This is a genomic window from Streptomyces sp. ISL-94, assembly GCF_018614075.1.
In the GTDB taxonomy this organism is placed as follows: Bacteria; Actinomycetota; Actinomycetes; order Streptomycetales; family Streptomycetaceae; genus Streptomyces.
In genome coordinates this window covers 39,999-54,347 of the sequence record NZ_JAGGOZ010000045.1, presented here as the reverse complement: position 1 = coordinate 54,347, position 14,349 = coordinate 39,999, and the positions used below count along the sequence as shown (strand labels likewise).

At 72.1% G+C, this 14,349-nt stretch carries 14 protein-coding genes, 1 pseudogene and 1 riboswitch; of the genes and pseudogenes, 9 read left to right on the top strand and 6 right to left on the bottom strand.

All coding sequences use genetic code 11. From position 1 onward, the window contains the following. Positions 1-134: 134 nt before the first annotated feature. The 3 genes from J7E94_RS16620 to J7E94_RS16610 form a co-directional block, all read right to left on the bottom strand. On the bottom strand, positions 135-812 hold the full coding sequence (locus tag J7E94_RS16620; RefSeq protein ID WP_251056757.1) for an SCO2322 family protein: 678 nt from the start codon (positions 810-812) through the stop codon (positions 135-137). After that, complete coding sequence (locus tag J7E94_RS16615) at positions 812-2,062, bottom strand: prenyltransferase/squalene oxidase repeat-containing protein (RefSeq protein ID WP_215016199.1); 1,251 nt, start codon at positions 2,060-2,062, stop codon at positions 812-814. Before J7E94_RS16615 ends, J7E94_RS16620 begins: the two co-directional genes overlap by 1 nt. A gap of 128 nt (positions 2,063-2,190) precedes the next feature. Beyond that, a riboswitch (cobalamin riboswitch) is annotated at positions 2,191-2,282 on the bottom strand. Positions 2,283-2,399: 117 nt separating this feature from the next. Continuing rightward, positions 2,400-3,449 carry an MBL fold metallo-hydrolase gene (locus J7E94_RS16610; protein WP_215016198.1) on the bottom strand — a complete coding sequence of 350 codons (1,050 nt, stop codon included), beginning with the start codon at positions 3,447-3,449 and terminating at the stop codon, positions 2,400-2,402. A 206-nt stretch (positions 3,450-3,655) separates the two neighbouring features. On the opposite strand from J7E94_RS16610, the gene J7E94_RS16605 reads away from it, so the two are divergent. Next, positions 3,656-5,119, top strand: a complete 1,464-nt coding sequence (locus J7E94_RS16605; protein ID WP_215016197.1) for an aldehyde dehydrogenase — start codon at positions 3,656-3,658, stop codon at positions 5,117-5,119. Beyond that, positions 5,119-5,352: a ferredoxin gene (locus J7E94_RS16600; protein ID WP_215016196.1), complete on the top strand. Its 234-nt coding sequence runs from the start codon at positions 5,119-5,121 to the stop codon at positions 5,350-5,352. Before J7E94_RS16605 ends, J7E94_RS16600 begins: the two co-directional genes overlap by 1 nt. A gap of 532 nt (positions 5,353-5,884) precedes the next feature. On the opposite strand, the gene J7E94_RS34610 is transcribed toward J7E94_RS16600, so the two are convergent. After that, the gene (locus tag J7E94_RS34610; RefSeq protein ID WP_251056756.1) at positions 5,885-6,235 is read right to left on the bottom strand and encodes a hypothetical protein; all 351 of its coding nucleotides are present in this window, start codon (positions 6,233-6,235) and stop codon (positions 5,885-5,887) included. Positions 6,236-7,150: 915 nt separating this feature from the next. Here J7E94_RS34610 and J7E94_RS34605 point away from each other — a divergent pair. The 3 genes and pseudogenes from J7E94_RS34605 to J7E94_RS16585 all read left to right on the top strand — a co-directional run. Next, positions 7,151-7,336, top strand: a pseudogene (locus J7E94_RS34605) (RNA-guided endonuclease TnpB family protein); the annotation flags it as partial. Between the two features lie 149 nt (positions 7,337-7,485). Beyond that, positions 7,486-8,223: a transcriptional regulator gene (locus J7E94_RS16590; RefSeq protein WP_215016195.1), complete on the top strand. Its 738-nt coding sequence runs from the start codon at positions 7,486-7,488 to the stop codon at positions 8,221-8,223. A gap of 11 nt (positions 8,224-8,234) precedes the next feature. Further along, entirely contained in the window at positions 8,235-8,600 is a 366-nt protein-coding gene (locus J7E94_RS16585) for a hypothetical protein (protein ID WP_215016193.1), read from the top strand. Between the two features lie 431 nt (positions 8,601-9,031). Here the strand turns inward: J7E94_RS16585 and J7E94_RS16580 are convergent, their stop codons facing one another. Further along, complete coding sequence (locus J7E94_RS16580) at positions 9,032-9,664, bottom strand: TetR family transcriptional regulator (protein WP_215016191.1); 633 nt, start codon at positions 9,662-9,664, stop codon at positions 9,032-9,034. A gap of 276 nt (positions 9,665-9,940) precedes the next feature. Between J7E94_RS16580 and J7E94_RS16575 the strand changes: the two genes are divergently transcribed. The 3 genes from J7E94_RS16575 to J7E94_RS16565 all read left to right on the top strand — a co-directional run bounded on the left by J7E94_RS16575 (position 9,941) and on the right by J7E94_RS16565 (position 13,189). Further along, complete coding sequence (locus J7E94_RS16575; RefSeq protein ID WP_215016190.1) at positions 9,941-11,257, top strand: glycosyltransferase family 4 protein; 1,317 nt, start codon at positions 9,941-9,943, stop codon at positions 11,255-11,257. Positions 11,258-11,342: 85 nt separating this feature from the next. Beyond that, complete coding sequence (locus J7E94_RS16570; protein ID WP_215016189.1) at positions 11,343-12,104, top strand: class I SAM-dependent methyltransferase; 762 nt, start codon at positions 11,343-11,345, stop codon at positions 12,102-12,104. Then, a complete protein-coding gene (locus tag J7E94_RS16565; protein ID WP_215016188.1) occupies positions 12,101-13,189 on the top strand; it encodes a prenyltransferase in 1,089 nt (362 codons plus the stop codon). The genes J7E94_RS16570 and J7E94_RS16565 overlap by 4 nt, the downstream gene beginning before the upstream one ends. 68 nt (positions 13,190-13,257) lie before the next feature. On the opposite strand, the gene J7E94_RS16560 is transcribed toward J7E94_RS16565, so the two are convergent. Continuing rightward, positions 13,258-13,566, bottom strand: coding sequence for a hypothetical protein (locus J7E94_RS16560; RefSeq protein WP_215016187.1), 309 nt, complete (start codon positions 13,564-13,566; stop codon positions 13,258-13,260). 178 nt (positions 13,567-13,744) lie between these two features. On the opposite strand from J7E94_RS16560, the gene J7E94_RS16555 reads away from it, so the two are divergent. Beyond that, positions 13,745-14,320: a hypothetical protein gene (locus tag J7E94_RS16555; protein ID WP_215016224.1), complete on the top strand. Its 576-nt coding sequence runs from the start codon at positions 13,745-13,747 to the stop codon at positions 14,318-14,320. The last annotated feature ends 29 nt before the right edge of the window (positions 14,321-14,349 follow it).

Here is a 14,349-nt window from a genome sequence, read left to right as displayed (position 1 = left end):
GGGTGCCTGGGCGCCGTCGGCGGCTGCCGCTCCGTGCGTGGCCGGTCCGGGTCCGGGGGTTCCGGTGGGTGCCTGGGCGCCGTCGGCGGCTGCCGCTCCGTGGCGGGCGTCCGGCGGCGGGGCGGCCGGGTGCGTCATCGGGCGCGGCGGCGGGACTGCCAGACGGCGGCCGCGGCCAGGGCGGCCACCGCCGCGAGGCCCGCCAGCAGGCCCGCCGACGGGGCGTTGCCGTTCACCGGGGGCCCGGCCTGCGGGGCGGCCGGGGTGGCCGTCGGGGCCGGGCCGTCGGCCAGCGGCTCGCCGCAGCCCTGCTCCGGGTAGCCCGAGATCGCGCACAGCAGCGCCGCGCCGTTGTAGCGCAGCGGCTTGGCGACCGCCGCCAGCGCCTCGGCCGCCGTGCCCTCCGGAGCCAGCTGCGCACAGGCCGTCCGCGGCTCCGCCTGCGGCGGGGCGTCGCCCGCCGGGGCGTCCGGCGGGACGCCGAAGTCGATGACGACCGCCACCCTCTTGCGGCCCTCCACCGGCGCGGTGGACCCGCACACGGCCCCGAAGTCGGCGGCGGCCCGCGGCTGCGCGGCCTGGTCCCCGGCGTCCTTGCCCACGGCGAAGCGGAACCCCTGCACGGAGCCGTCCGCCGGGCGGGCCATCGACGGGCCCGTGGTGGCGTACGTCCAGCCGCCGCCGGTGCCGTCCCAGAACGACCAGTAGCGGTAGCCCGACGCCAGCGCCGGGCCGGCGGCCGACAGGGTCAGGGCGATGCCGAAGGCAACCGCCAGGGCGGGGAGGCGGGGCGGTCGGGCCAGGCGGCGCATCAGAGCTGGTTCTTCTTCCGGCGCCCGCTCAGCAGGATGCCGATGCCCACACCGGCCGCGGCGCCCGCGCCGATCATCCACCAGACGTTCTGGTTGCCGGAGCCCTTGCCGCTGTCGCTGTCCACCTCGGTCGCGCTCGTGTCGGCGCCCTGAGGGGCCGGACCGGTCGCGTTCAGCTCCGAGACGAGGTCGGCGCCGCCGAAGGACTTCGGGTCCGTGCCGGTCGCGTGCGCGGCCAGGACCAGGGTGCCGAGGGCCGCCGGGCTGCCCTTCGCCCACGGTGCGGAGTTGCCCTTGAGCCACTCCAGCGCGCCCGCCGCCGACTGCTTGTGCCCGGCCGCGGCCAGGGCGATCACCGCGTCGGCGGTGTTGCCGGTGTCCGGGGTCGGCAGGACCTGGCCCGGGGTCACGGCCGTCAGGTGGCCGTCCTTCTTGAGTGCCTCGGCCAGGTAGCCGGCCGCGCCCTGGGCGGCGGACGCCGGGTCGGTGGCACCCGCCGGGCAGGCCAGGGGCGCGGCAGGGGTGTCCGTACCGGACGGGACGACGGCCGAGCCCCTTCCGAGGCCGGCCAGCACCGCGGCGGCCGTCGCGTCGCCGTTGGCGATCAGCTTGCCGTCGACCGGCTGGTACGCGAAGGCGCCCCGGTCGGAGGCCGGCTCGGCGGTGCAGCCCAGCTGGAAGGGGAGCAGGCCCTCGTACGCCGACTTGCCGGCCTTCGACTTGACCTCGGCCGGCTTCTCGCCGGCCACCGCGAGCGCGCTGATCACCAGGGCGGTGGAGTTGGCCTCGCTGGGGGAGCCGGGGACGAAGGACCAGCCGCCGTCCTCGTTCTGCACGGACTTCAGCCAGTCCACGCCCTTCTTGACCGCCTCGTCCTTGCCGCCGAGGGCCTTGAGCGCCTGCACGGCCGCGGCGGTGGCGTTCGTGTCGAACATCGTCGTCGCCTCGCATGCCGCGCCCGCGTCCGCGCGGAAGGAGGCGAAGCCGCCGTTCGCGCACTGCTGGCCCACCAGCCAGTCGACGGCCTGCTGGGCGGGCTTGACGCCGACCGTGTGCTGGGCGAGCAGCGCGAAGGACTGCCGCCACACGCCGTCGTACGTCGGGTCGCTCTTGCCGTAGAGCCCGGAGGGGATCACCGGCGGCGCGGAGGGGGAGGCGGGCGGCGTGGTGTCGGCGAGGGCTGCGGGGGCCGCGCCCACGCAGAGCACGGCGGAGGCGGCGAGCGCGGCGGCGCTGCGGCGGACGTTCATGGGGGCGGGTGCCTCTCCTGCTGGGGAGCGGGAGGCAGGCACGCAGGGGTACCGGGCTCCGGCTCCGTTTGCCTCGACGGTGCCGGCCGCCGGGGGACCCGGCGGCGCGAGCCGCGCACTCCGGTCCGGGGCATTCCGGCTCCCCGCCCGGGCGGCGCCGGGGTGGCGCCGCGAGTGGGTCACGGTTGCGGGTCAGCGCCGGAATTGCACCGGCTTCCCCCCGTACGAAAGTGTGGACGACGGGCTCACTCTACCGGCCCGTAGCCCGCGAGACCGGTGGCGCCGGGCTGGAGCACCCCTTACCGGCCGACGCACCGCCCGAGGCGCCGCCCGAGCCTCACAGGGCGCGGTACGCCACCGGGTCGCTGCCCGGGACCGCCTCCGCGCGGCCCTGTTTCACCAGCCGCCGCAGGTGGGCCTCCGCCTCCGAGACCGCGATGTTGCGGGAGCCGTACGGGATCTGCTCCCAGGGGCGGTTCCACTCCATCCGCTCCGCCAGCCCCCACGGGGTGAGCGGCTCGGCGAGCAGCGCCCACAGCCCGGTCAGCCGCTCCTCGTGGTGGTGCAGCAGCTCCCGTACGCGGGCGGGCGCGTCGGTGAAGGCGTGCTGGTGGGCGGGGAGCACCTCGGCGGGCCGGAGGCGGCCGATGCGTTCGAGGGAGTCGAGGTAGTCCCCGAGGGGGTCGGTGACGCGGGGGTCCTCCGGGGCCTCGTACAGGCCGATGTGGGGGGAGATCCCGGGGAGCAGGTGGTCCCCGGAGAAGAGGCGCCCGTTGCCGGGGAGGTTGGCCGGATGGGCCTCCTCCAGGTGCAGGCAGACGTGGCCGGGGGTGTGGCCGGGGGTCCAGATCGCCCGCAGCCGGCGCCCGGCGAGGGGCAGCAGCTCGGCGGGGACGATCTCCCGGTCGGGGACGGCGGCCCGCAGCCCGGGCAGGGTGCGCATGCGGCCGCTCGCGCGGGCGGCGCGCAGCGGAGCGATGTGCTCCTCGGGGGCTCCGGCCGCGGCGAGCTTCTCGCTCATGTAGTCGAACCAGACGCCGGGCTCGGCGGCGCGCGTCCGTACGACGACCTCGGTGTCGGCGGCGTGCATGGCGATCCAGGCGCCGGACGCCTCGCGGACCTGGCCGGACAGGCCGTGGTGGTCGGGGTGGTGGTGGGTGATGACCACGCCGTGGACGTCGGCGACGGCGATGCCGAGCGCGGCGAGGCCGGCGACGAGGGTGTCCCACGAGGCGGGGTCGTCCCAGCCGGTGTCGACGAGGACCGGGCCGCGGTCGGTGTCGAGGACGTGGACGAGGGTGTGCCCGAGCGGGTTGTCGGGGATGGGGACCTTGATCGCCCACACCCCGCCACCGTGATCGGTCACCTGTGACGTGTCCTCTGACATGAGGCCCCCTGTCTGCGAACTAGGCGAAGTCACGAATCTCAAAGAACAAGAACCCGTTTCACTTCTGAACCGGTAGCCCAAGTCGACCATCTCCAGCGGCTCCTGACTAGTCGTTGGATCTTCCGGGCTGTTCCGTCCTGCCCGTGGACTCCTCCAACTAGAACTGGTATCAGTTCTGGAACGCCAAGCCGCAGGAGGCATCAGCCATGACCGAGCTCGTGGAACACGGACAACTGTTCATCGGCGGGGAATGGACGGATCCGCAGGGCACCGACAGGATCCAGGTCGTCTCCCCCCACACCGAGCAGGTCATCGGCTCCGTCCCGCACGCCGCGAAGGCGGACGTCGACCGGGCCGTCGAGGCCGCGCGCAAGGCCTTCGACGAGGGCCCCTGGCCCCGGATGTCCCTCGACGAGCGGATCGCCGTCGTCACCCGCATCAAGGACGCCATAGCCGTCCGGCACGAGGAGATCGCCCGCTCGATCAGCTCCCAGAACGGATCCCCGTACTCCTGGAGCATCCTCGCCCAGGCGCTGGGCCCGATGATGGTCTACGACGCCGCGATCACGGTCGCGCGCGCCTACCCGTACGAGGAGTACCGCCAGGGCGTGCTCGGCCCGATCCTGGTGCGCCGCGAGCCGGTGGGCGTCGTCGCGGCCGTCATCCCGTGGAACGTCCCGCAGTTCGTGGCGGCGGCCAAGCTGGCCCCGGCGCTGCTCAGCGGCTCCACGGTCATCCTCAAGCCGTCCCCCGAATCCCCGCTGGACTCCTACATCCTCGCCGACATCGCGCGCGAGGCCGGCGTGCCGGAGGGCGTGCTGTCGATCCTGCCCGCCGAACGGGAGGTCAGCGAGTACCTGGTCGGCCACCCCGGCGTCGACAAGGTCGCCTTCACCGGCTCGGTCGCGGCCGGCAAGCGCGTGATGGAGGTCGCGGCCCGCAACCTCACCCGGGTCACCCTCGAACTCGGCGGCAAGTCCGCCGCCGTCATCCTCCCGGACGCCGACCTGGAGACCACGATCGCCGGGATCGTCCCGGCCGCCTGGATGAACAACGGCCAGGCGTGCGTGGCCCAGACCCGCGTCCTCGCGCCGCGCAGCCGCTACGACGAGATCGCCGACGCCCTCGCGGCGGCGGCGAGCGCCCTCGTCGTCGGCGACCCCCTCGACCCGGCGACCCAGCTCGGCCCGCTCGTGGCCCGGCGCCAGCAGCAGCGCTCCCTGGACTACATCCGCATCGGCCAGGAGGAGGGCGCCAAGGTCCTGGCGGGCGGCGGCCGCCCGGCCGGCCTCGAACGGGGCTGGTACGTCGAGCCCACCCTCTTCGGCGACGTCGACAACTCCATGCGGATCGCCCGCGAGGAGATCTTCGGCCCGGTCGTGTGCCTGATCCCGTACGGGGACGAGGCGGAGGCCGCCCGGATCGCGAACGACTCCGACTTCGGCCTGAGCGGCAGCGTGTGGACCGGCGATGTGGCCCACGGCATCGACTTCGCCCGGCAGATCCGGACGGGCACCTTCAACGTGAACACCTTCAGCCTGGACATGCTCGGCCCGTTCGGCGGCTACAAGAGCAGCGGCGTGGGCCGGGAGTTCGGCCCGGAAGGCCTGAGCGAGTACCTGGAGCACAAGATGATCCACCTCCCCGCAGGCTACGAGGCGGGCGCCTGATGGGAGACCGCTGGCAGGTCGAGGTGGACCGGGGCGTCTGCATCGGCTCGGGCATGTGCGTGAACCACGCCCCGGACGGCTTCACCCTCGACTCGGCACGCCAGTCGCACCCGCGCACCCCGCAAACGGACGCGAACGAGCCGATCCTGACGGCGGCCGAAGGCTGCCCCGTCGAAGCCATCCTGATCACCCTGGCGGCAACGGGCGAGCCGGTCTTCCCGCCGGAGGAGTAGCCGCCCGGCCCGGCGGACCCCGGTGCGCGCCGGACACCAGGGTCCGTGGGCACGCGGAACCTAGCGCCTCTTCACCTCCGGGAACGGCTCGGATACCCCCAGCGATCGAGCAACGGTGTTGGCGCACCGCCCCACGGTGCGCGCGTTGATGTTGCTCGTGTCGGGCCTGCCTATCGCGGGGTCCTGCCGCAAATCCAGTGCAGTTCCTTGAGCGCATCGAAGACATCCTCTGCGACCCGAGGAGCCGCACCCTCCTCGATCCTCTGAGGGTTTCCCCGCCCGCGCCAGGGATGAGGCTGCGCGTTCCGCAAGGTGCTGCGGGCATGACCATCCGGCATCCGCCCAGCCGTGAACTTGGCGATCTCGTACGAGAACTTCAGATCAATGCTCCGGCTCATCGCATCTCCCCCCTCGGGGGCCGAGATGCGCCGACCGACCGCCAACTCATTCCCACCACAACCCCGTTCTCCTGCGCCGATTCTCCCGTCGAGTTCTCACCCGCACAACAGAGACTCATTCCTCGGGCATCAGATCAGCTCAGGTCGGGGACCGGGTGGTCGGGGCTGTCGAGCCAAGGGACATGATTGCCGTCGGGGGCGACTGTCAGCCCGAACCGCTCCGGCCCGGGCCGGCCCATGCCGCGCCACCAGGCGTAGGCCGCCTCGACGGACTCCCACAGACGCCGAGGCCCGTGCTCCCACACGGTGAACCGGCCGGAGCTCCGCCCGTCCCAGTCCACGGCGGCCCAGGACGTCGCGTCGGTGGTGGCCAGCCACAGCCGCGACGCCACCCCCTCCACGTCAGGGTTGTCGTGCCAGGTCCGCCATACATCACGGAGCTGGAGCCCGACCGCGAACTGCGCGGCACAGTCGTCGCCGGACACCCCCAAGGCGAGAGTCGCGTCGAAGACTCGGTCGGCACATGGGCATCTCGCACCACGTCGCGGAAGATCCGCAGATCGGTACGCTGCCCGCGCATCAGCATGAACGCCGAGTACGGAGAGAAGGCTCCCGAGGCGACCCCGTACCCGTCCACGGTCACCCTCAGCAGCCCGTAGCAGAACCACGGCGACTCCCACGGTGCCAGGATCACCCCACCGGGCTCCGTCTCCTGCCCGTCGTTGACCTGGGTGACCACCGGGGTGTCGGCGTAGGCATGACGCAACCAGGTATCGGGCGCCGCATCCCGGGAACACTCCGCCAGGCCATCCCCGATCCACACCCTCCCGGGCAGGAAGGCGTGCCGGGCAACTCCCCAATAAGCGCGCTCCCAGACCGCAGCCAAGGGCGCCCCGAGACCTTCCTCCATCACGCCGAGCAGGCCCCGCATGGCAGCCGGCTCGGCTCCTCCGCTGCTCACCATCCGCGTACGCCTACTTCCCCTTGTGCTTCGGGTCAGGCTTCGGCTGCGCCGTATCCGGGGACGGCTTGGCCGTACCCGGATCCTTCTTCCCCGAGTGCTTCCCATCGCTCCCGCCGCCACCCTTGCCGGTTCCCCAACCCATGCCAGCCTCCTCAGAGTCGAATCGATCCCTCACGAAGACGACCGCAGCGACCGTGCCGCGACCGTCCGCCGCCCCGTACATCGCACGCAGCCGCACGGCGGATACATGTGCGGGTTCGGCAGCACCACCACCGGATCGCCCTCACGCACCGCGGATTCCTGCCCCCACGTCCGCCCTGAATCCCGCGACACCCGCACGGTCATGAGCACCCGCGGCTCGCCGTCACCCAGGCCCCGGATCACCGGACCGACCTCTCGTGGCCGTGGCGAAGCCGACCGTTCGGGGTCCGGCGCCGGGAGCCGGGAGTCCCAGGCCGTGTTCGTGTGCAAGAACCCGGACTGCGGCTGGTCGGGCAACGCCGACTGGAACGCGGCCCGGAACGTGTTGCATCTGTACCGGATGGGCCACGCGCTCATCCCGGCTGCCGGGAGGGCAGTCGTCAGGCGTGCCAAGCGCGTCAAGCCCGCTACCGCAAGGTAAGCAGGAACCTCCCGGCTTCAGCCGGGAGAGCACTTCAACTACTCGCCCAGACCAAGGGCTCCGTCTACCCGGTCGTACGGAACCAGCTCTCCGCGTTGAACGCCACCTTGGACGGGAGCCCGCAGCGGGGCTCCAGGAGCCTGTGCAGCGTGGCCGCGGATCTCTTCCAGTTGGCCGGCGAGCTTGCGTTCGACAACAACAGGTACACGGACGCAGCCGCCTCGTACTCGCTTGCCGCATCTGCCGGCAAGGAGGCAGGAGCCTACGACCTGTGGGCGTGCGCGCTCGTCCGGCACGCGTACCTGGATATGTCCGAGCGGCGGTATCGCGAGGCCGCGCAGATCTTGTCAGCAGCGGAGAGGGTGGCCGACCGAGGAGACAGGCAGCTGTCCACCCGCCATTGGGTCGCGTCGGTCCAGGCGGAGGCGTACGCGGGACTCGGTGACCTGACCGCATGCGAACGGGCACTCGACCGGGCGGAGCGGGTACGGGACCTGAGCGGCGAGAGCAACAACGGCGGATGGCTCCGATTCGACGGGTCACGGTTGGCCGAAGAGCGCGGGTCGCGGTACGCGAAGCTGGGGCGGCTCGACCTGGCCGAACACACGCTCATAAACGCACTGGGCCAGGACGCCCTGTCCGCCGGGCAGTCGCTGCGCCGCCGGGGCGCCGTCCTGGCCGATCTTGCTTCGATCGGTGCCCAGCGCGGCGATGCAGACCAAGTGCTCACCTTCGGCCGACAGGCTCTGGCCCTGGCCGGACAGACATCGTCCGGATACGTCGCCCGTAGACTCCAGGATCTACGAGAAGGGTTCGGCCCGCTGTCGCAGGACCGGCGCATCGCCGAACTGGGGGCCGAAATCGGTGCGTTGAACGCAGTCCGATGAGAGGGGTAGCCATGTCGCAGACCGAAGGCGCACGTCTGTTCCGGGAAACGTGGATCACTGGTGTGAAGGAGCACTTCCCGGGCGAACCGAAGACCGGCTACATCACGCCCTGGGACGACACACCAGAGTGGGAGCGAGAGGCCGCCGGTTCGGTGTACGAGCAAGTCCGCCAGTTCATCGAGATCAGCGGTGGTCAGGCGTCAAGACTGTCGCGTGAGCAGAAGAGCCGGTTCGTCGCCACATGCTGGACGGCCCAGATGTTCAAGCACTTCGGAGACCCCAAGCCGGGCTACGTCGCAGACTGGCCGGATCTTCCGACCTGGCAGCAGGAGACCGACGCCGACATCTTCGAGGCGATCGAGAACGCGCTCGGCTGACCATCCGGAGGTGGGTGCCTCATTCCGCACGCACGCGATCACGCACGCGACGAGGCACCTGTTTCGCCCGTGGGATGGGCGGCCACGAGCCGATGAACAGACTGGGTGGGCCTAAACGAGATCAGCTCCAGGCGGCGGTCGGACGCCAAGCCGTGCGAAGCGCGTAGCGATCTGACGCGCCTGCGGCTCCGGGTGGGCTTCGCGCCGCTGTCCGGTGCGGGTCGGGTCCACCTCCGACCGGCGTGAGGCCAACCCCAGACGGCCGTCGGACGCCAAGCCGTGCGAAGCGCGTAGCGATCTGATGCGTCTCGGGCTCCCGATGGACCTCTCACCGCTGTTTCGCGCAGGTAGAGCCGCCCCGACCCGGAACATGCCCCGCCCCGGAGTGACGCCTCGAAGCCCCCGCCCCCCGTAGCCCCGTACCGGCGGCTTCAGGACTTTTCCGGGGCCGTCAAGTCGATCAGGCGGCAGACGGTCTCGATGTCGATCTTGACCTGGGCGATCGAGGCGCGCCCCGAGAGCCAGGTGATCAGCGCCGAGTGCCAGGTGTGCTCGATGACCCGGACCGCCGAGAGCTGCTCCGCCGTCGGGGGGGCCTCCAGGCCCATCGCGTCCAGGATGATCGCCGTGGTCAGCCGGGAGACCGTGTCCACCTCCGGGCTCACGCTGCGGTCCGCGAACGTCAGCGCCCGGACCATCGCGTCCGCCAGGTGCGGTTCCCGCTGGAGGGCCCGGAAGGCCCGCATCAGGGTCTCCGCCACCCGCGCCGCCGGGTCGTCGCCGGCCGGCGGGCGCTTGCGCAGCGTGGTGTGCATGTGCTGGAGCTGGTCCTGCATGGTGGCCACCAGCAGGTGCACCTTGGACGGGAAGTACCGGTACAGCGTGCCGAGGGCGACGCCGGCGGCCTCCGCCACCTCCCGCATCTGGACGGCGTCGAAGCCGCCCCGGCTGGCCAGCTGGGCGCTGGCGTGCAGGATCCGGCGGCGGCGCGCCTCCTGGCGTTCCGTCAGGGGAGGGGACGCCGGTGTGGTGACCGTGCTGACGGCTTTCGCTTCCGCTGTCATCTGTCCCGTTCCATGGCGTTCCGTGTCGTTGCGGTGGCGGTTCTGCGAGGGAGTTGCAGGGGGCGTGCGGGGGGCGTGCGGCGGAGCTGATTCCGGGCCGGTCCGGGATCAGCATCGCAGGCGCCGCAGCCGTGGCGCGAATCACCTGCTCCGCCTCTTACGGTGTGGTTTCCGGCCGGTAGATTCAATGGTCTTCGACGGATCAAGTCTGAAACTTGTTCTACATTATGCGAGCGGTTACGCTCCGGCGAAAGTGCAGGGAGATGGGGGCCGAGAGTGACCGCTGAGGCCATGGTGAAGAGCCCTTTCACGGGTTCCGCCACCGACGGCGACCGCCCGCTGCGTATCGCACTCCTCACCTATAAGGGGAACCCGTTCTGCGGTGGCCAGGGCGTCTACGTCCGCCACCTCTCGCGCGAGCTCGTCCGCCTCGGGCACTCCGTCGAGGTCATCGGCGCGCAGCCCTACCCGGTCCTCGACACCGGCGCCTCGCTCACCGAGCTCCCGAGCCTCGACCTCTACCGCCACCCCGACCCCTTCCGCACCCCCAAGCGCGACGAGTACCGGGACTGGATCGACGCCCTCGAGGTCGCCACCATGGTGACCGGCGGATTCCCCGAGCCGCTGACGTTCTCGCTCCGTGCCCGCCGGCACCTCGCCGCCCGCGCCGGTGAGTTCGACGTCATCCACGACAACCAGACCCTCGGCTACGGACTCCTCGGCGACCTCGGCGCCCCGCTGGTCACCACGATCCACCACCCCATCACCGTCGACCGCCAACTCGACCTCGCCGCCGCGAAGGACCGCAAGAAGCGGGTCTCCGTACGCCGCTGGTACGCCTTCACCCGCATGCAGGGGCGCGTCGCCCGCCGGCTCCCCTCCGTCCTCACCGTCTCCGGTTCCTCCAAGCAGGAGATCGCCCAGCACCTGGGCGTCCAGGCCGGCCGCATCCACGTCGTCCACATCGGCGCCGACACGGACCTGTGGTCGCCCGACCCCTCCGTCGCCGAGGTCCCGGGCCGCATCGTCACCACCTCCAGCGCCGACGTCCCGCTCAAGGGCCTCGTGCACCTCGTGGAGGCCCTCGCCAAGCTGCGCACCGAACAGCCCGAGGCCCACCTCGTCGTCGTCGGCAAGCGAGCCGAGGAGGGGCCGGTCGCCCGCGCCATCGCCTCGTACGGCCTCCAGGACGCCGTCCGCTTCGTCAAGGGCATCACCGACGCCGAACTCGTCGACCTCGTGCGCAGCGCGCAGGTCGCCTGCGTGCCCTCCCTCTACGAAGGCTTCTCGCTCCCCGCCGCCGAGGCCATGGCCACCGGCACCCCGCTCGTCGCCACCACCGGCGGCGCGATCCCCGAGGTCTCCGGCCCCGACGGCGAGACCTGCCTCGCGGTGCCCCCCGGCGACGCGGGCGCACTGGCCGCGGCCCTGGGCCGGATGCTGGGCGACCCGGAGCTGCGGGCCCGCCTCGGCGCCGCCGGCCGCGAACGGGTCCTGGCCCGCTTCACCTGGGCCAAGGCCGCCGAGGCCACCGCCGCGCACTACCGCGCCGCCCTCGCGCAGGCAGCTGCCCGTACCCGCCGCGCGCGGTGACCTCCCCTCACCCGCGCCCCCCACGCCCCCCACGCCAGCTCATGTGCACCCCCCGACACCCCCGTGACCGCGAAGGCAGGACCCCGTGCTGACCGTCGATTTCTCCCGGTTCCCGCTCGCCGCAGGCGACCGCGTACTCGATCTGGGCTGCGGCGCAGGCCGGCACGCCTTCGAGTGCTACCGGCGAGGCGCCCAGGTGGTCGCCGTCGACCGCAACGGCGAGGAGATCCGCGAGGTCGCCAAGTGGTTCGCGGCCATGAAGGAGGCCGGCGAGGCCCCGGCCGGCGCCACCGCCACCGCCATGGAGGGCGACGCGCTCGCCCTGCCCTTCCCCGACGAGTCCTTCGACGTCGTCATCATCTCCGAGGTGATGGAGCACATCCCCGACGACAAGGGCGTGCTCGCCGAGATGGTCCGCGTCCTCAAGCCGGGCGGCCGCATCGCCATCACCGTGCCGCGCTACGGCCCGGAGAAGATCTGCTGGGCGCTCTCCGACGCGTACCACGAGGTCGAGGGCGGCCACATCCGCATCTACAAGGCGGACGAGCTGCTCGGCAAGATGGAGGCCGCCGGCCTCAAGCCGTACGGCACGCACCACGCGCACGGGCTGCACTCCCCGTACTGGTGGCTCAAGTGCGCCTTCGGCGTGGACAACGACAAGGCGCTGCCCGTCAAGGCGTACCACAAGCTCCTGGTCTGGGACATCATGAAGAAGCCCGCGCTCACCCGCCTCGCAGAGCAGGCCCTGAACCCGGTCATAGGCAAGAGCTTCGTGGCGTACGCGACCAAGCCCCACCTCCCCGTCGACGCAGCCGGCTCCGCAGGCAACGCGGGCTCCGCCCAGTGAGCTCGCCGGAGCGCACCGCACCCGAACACCTCGTCCTGAACGGGGTGCTGACCGCCGAGCAGGCCGCCGAGACGGTCGCCGGGATCCTGGCCGCGCAGCGGCCCGACGGGGCCATACCGTGGTTCCGCGGCCACCACCTCGACCCGTGGGACCACACCGAGGCCGCGATGGCGCTGGACGCGGCCGGGGAGCACGCGGCCGCCGAGAAGGCATACGAGTGGCTCGCGGCCCACCAGAACCAGGACGGCTCCTGGTACGCGGCCTACGCCGACCGGGCGGACGGGGTGGACACCGCCGAGCCGCAGGACACGGGGCGGGAGACCAACTTCGTCGCGTACGTCGCGGTCGGGGTCTGGCACCATTACCTGGCGACCGGCGACGACACCTTCGTGGACCGCATGTGGCCGGTGGTGTACGCGGCCGTGGAGTTCGTCCTCGGGCTGCAGCAGCCGGGCGGGGAGATCGGCTGGAAGCGGGAGGCGGACGGCGCGGCCGTCACGGACGCCCTGCTGACCGGCTCCTCCTCCATCCACCAGGCCCTGCGCTGCGCGCTGGCCATCGCCGAGCACCGCGAGGAGCCGCAGCCCGACTGGGAGCTCGCGGCAGGCGCCCTGCGCCACGCGATACGCCGCCACCCCGAGCGGTTCCTGGACAAGTCGCGCTACTCGATGGACTGGTACTACCCGGTCCTCGGCGGAGCCCTGACCGGCCTCGAGGCGAAGGCGCGCATCGAGGAGCGCTGGGACGAGTTCGTGGTCCCGGACCTGGGCGTGCGCTGCGTCCTGCCGAACCCGTGGGTGACGGGGGGCGAGTCCTGCGAGCTGGCGCTCGCCCTGTGGGCGACGGGGGAGTCGGACCGGGCGCTGGAGATCCTGCGCTCGATCACCCACCTGCGCGCCGACAACGGCATGTACTGGACGGGGTACGTGTTCGAGGACGAGTCGGTCTGGCCGGTCGAGCAGACCACCTGGACCGCCGGATCCATGCTGCTCGCCGTCGCGGCGCTCGGCGGCGACGAAGCCACCACGGAGGTGTTCGGCGGGACCTCGCTCCCGACCGGGCTGGAGCCCGACTGCTGCGGCTGAGCCCTGTAAGAGGGGCCTTCCTCCACCGCCCGGTGGAGGAAGGCCCCTTTGGCGCTGTTCAGGGCAGGTCAGCGGCGGTACAGCCAGCCCGCGACGGCGTGTCCGAGGAGGACGTAGACCACCGCCGCCAGGCCGTAGCCGACCACCACCTGCACCCATTCGCGGCTGAAGGTGAACAGGTCGTAGGACCAGCCGGCCAGCCAAGAGGCGGTGTCGTGGATGAACTCCACCAGCTCGTTACCGCGGTTGGCGTCCAGCAGGTACAGCAGGATCCACAGGAGGATCACGAAGGCGAGCACGTCCGCCACCAGTGCGACGGCCCGGCCTGCCTGGGTGGTTCCGCTTCCTCGGGCGTGTACTCGGGTGTGTGTGCGCATGTGACGCGTCTTGCCGCGCGGGCGCGCCGCAAACCCGAACGGGTCCCCCCGGTAGCGCAGTCACGGCGCCGGGGCGAGGCTGCGGGGGACGCCTCAGTCCCCGGAGGAAACCGTGTCCGTACCCACGACCGTCCGAATCCGCCGCGCCCTCACGGCGGTGGTCCTCTCCACCGCGCTGCTGGCCGGCGCCACCGCATGCGGCAGCGGCGGTGGCGGCGACGGCCGGCGGGAGGAGCTGTCCTCCGCCTCGATGGGGGAGCTGGCCGCCCTCGCGGCCGCCGAGCCCGCCGCCGTCGAAGCCGATGAGCTGGCCGCCGCGACGCCCTCGCCCAGCACCTCCGCCGAGCGGCAGAAGTTCGCCAAGACGCGCTTCGTCGCCAACGCGGGGCTCGCGGCCGGGGCGACGTACCAGTGGATCGTCAAGCCGTACCGCGCCGGCAAGTTCAAGAAGGGCGCCAAGGGCCGCACGTTCGCGCTCATCAAGGCCGGTCTCGCCGGTGCCTTCGCCTACAACCGGCTCAAGGCCGCCGCCGACAACGCCAAGGGCGACCCGCTCCTGTCGAAGGCGATGGGCCCGCTGACGGCGGGCATCGAGTCCCTCAAGGGCCTCAGCAGCAAGCTCCGCAAGGGCGACGCCGGCGACGCCGACATCGACTCCTTCAGCAACGTCATCGGCGGCGTCAAGGACGCGGGCAAGAGCGCGGGCGCCGAGGTGACCGACAAGGTCCCGAGCGTCTCCCAGCTGGGCGGCTAGCAGCGGTTGTCCGCTGCCGCTGTTTCAAT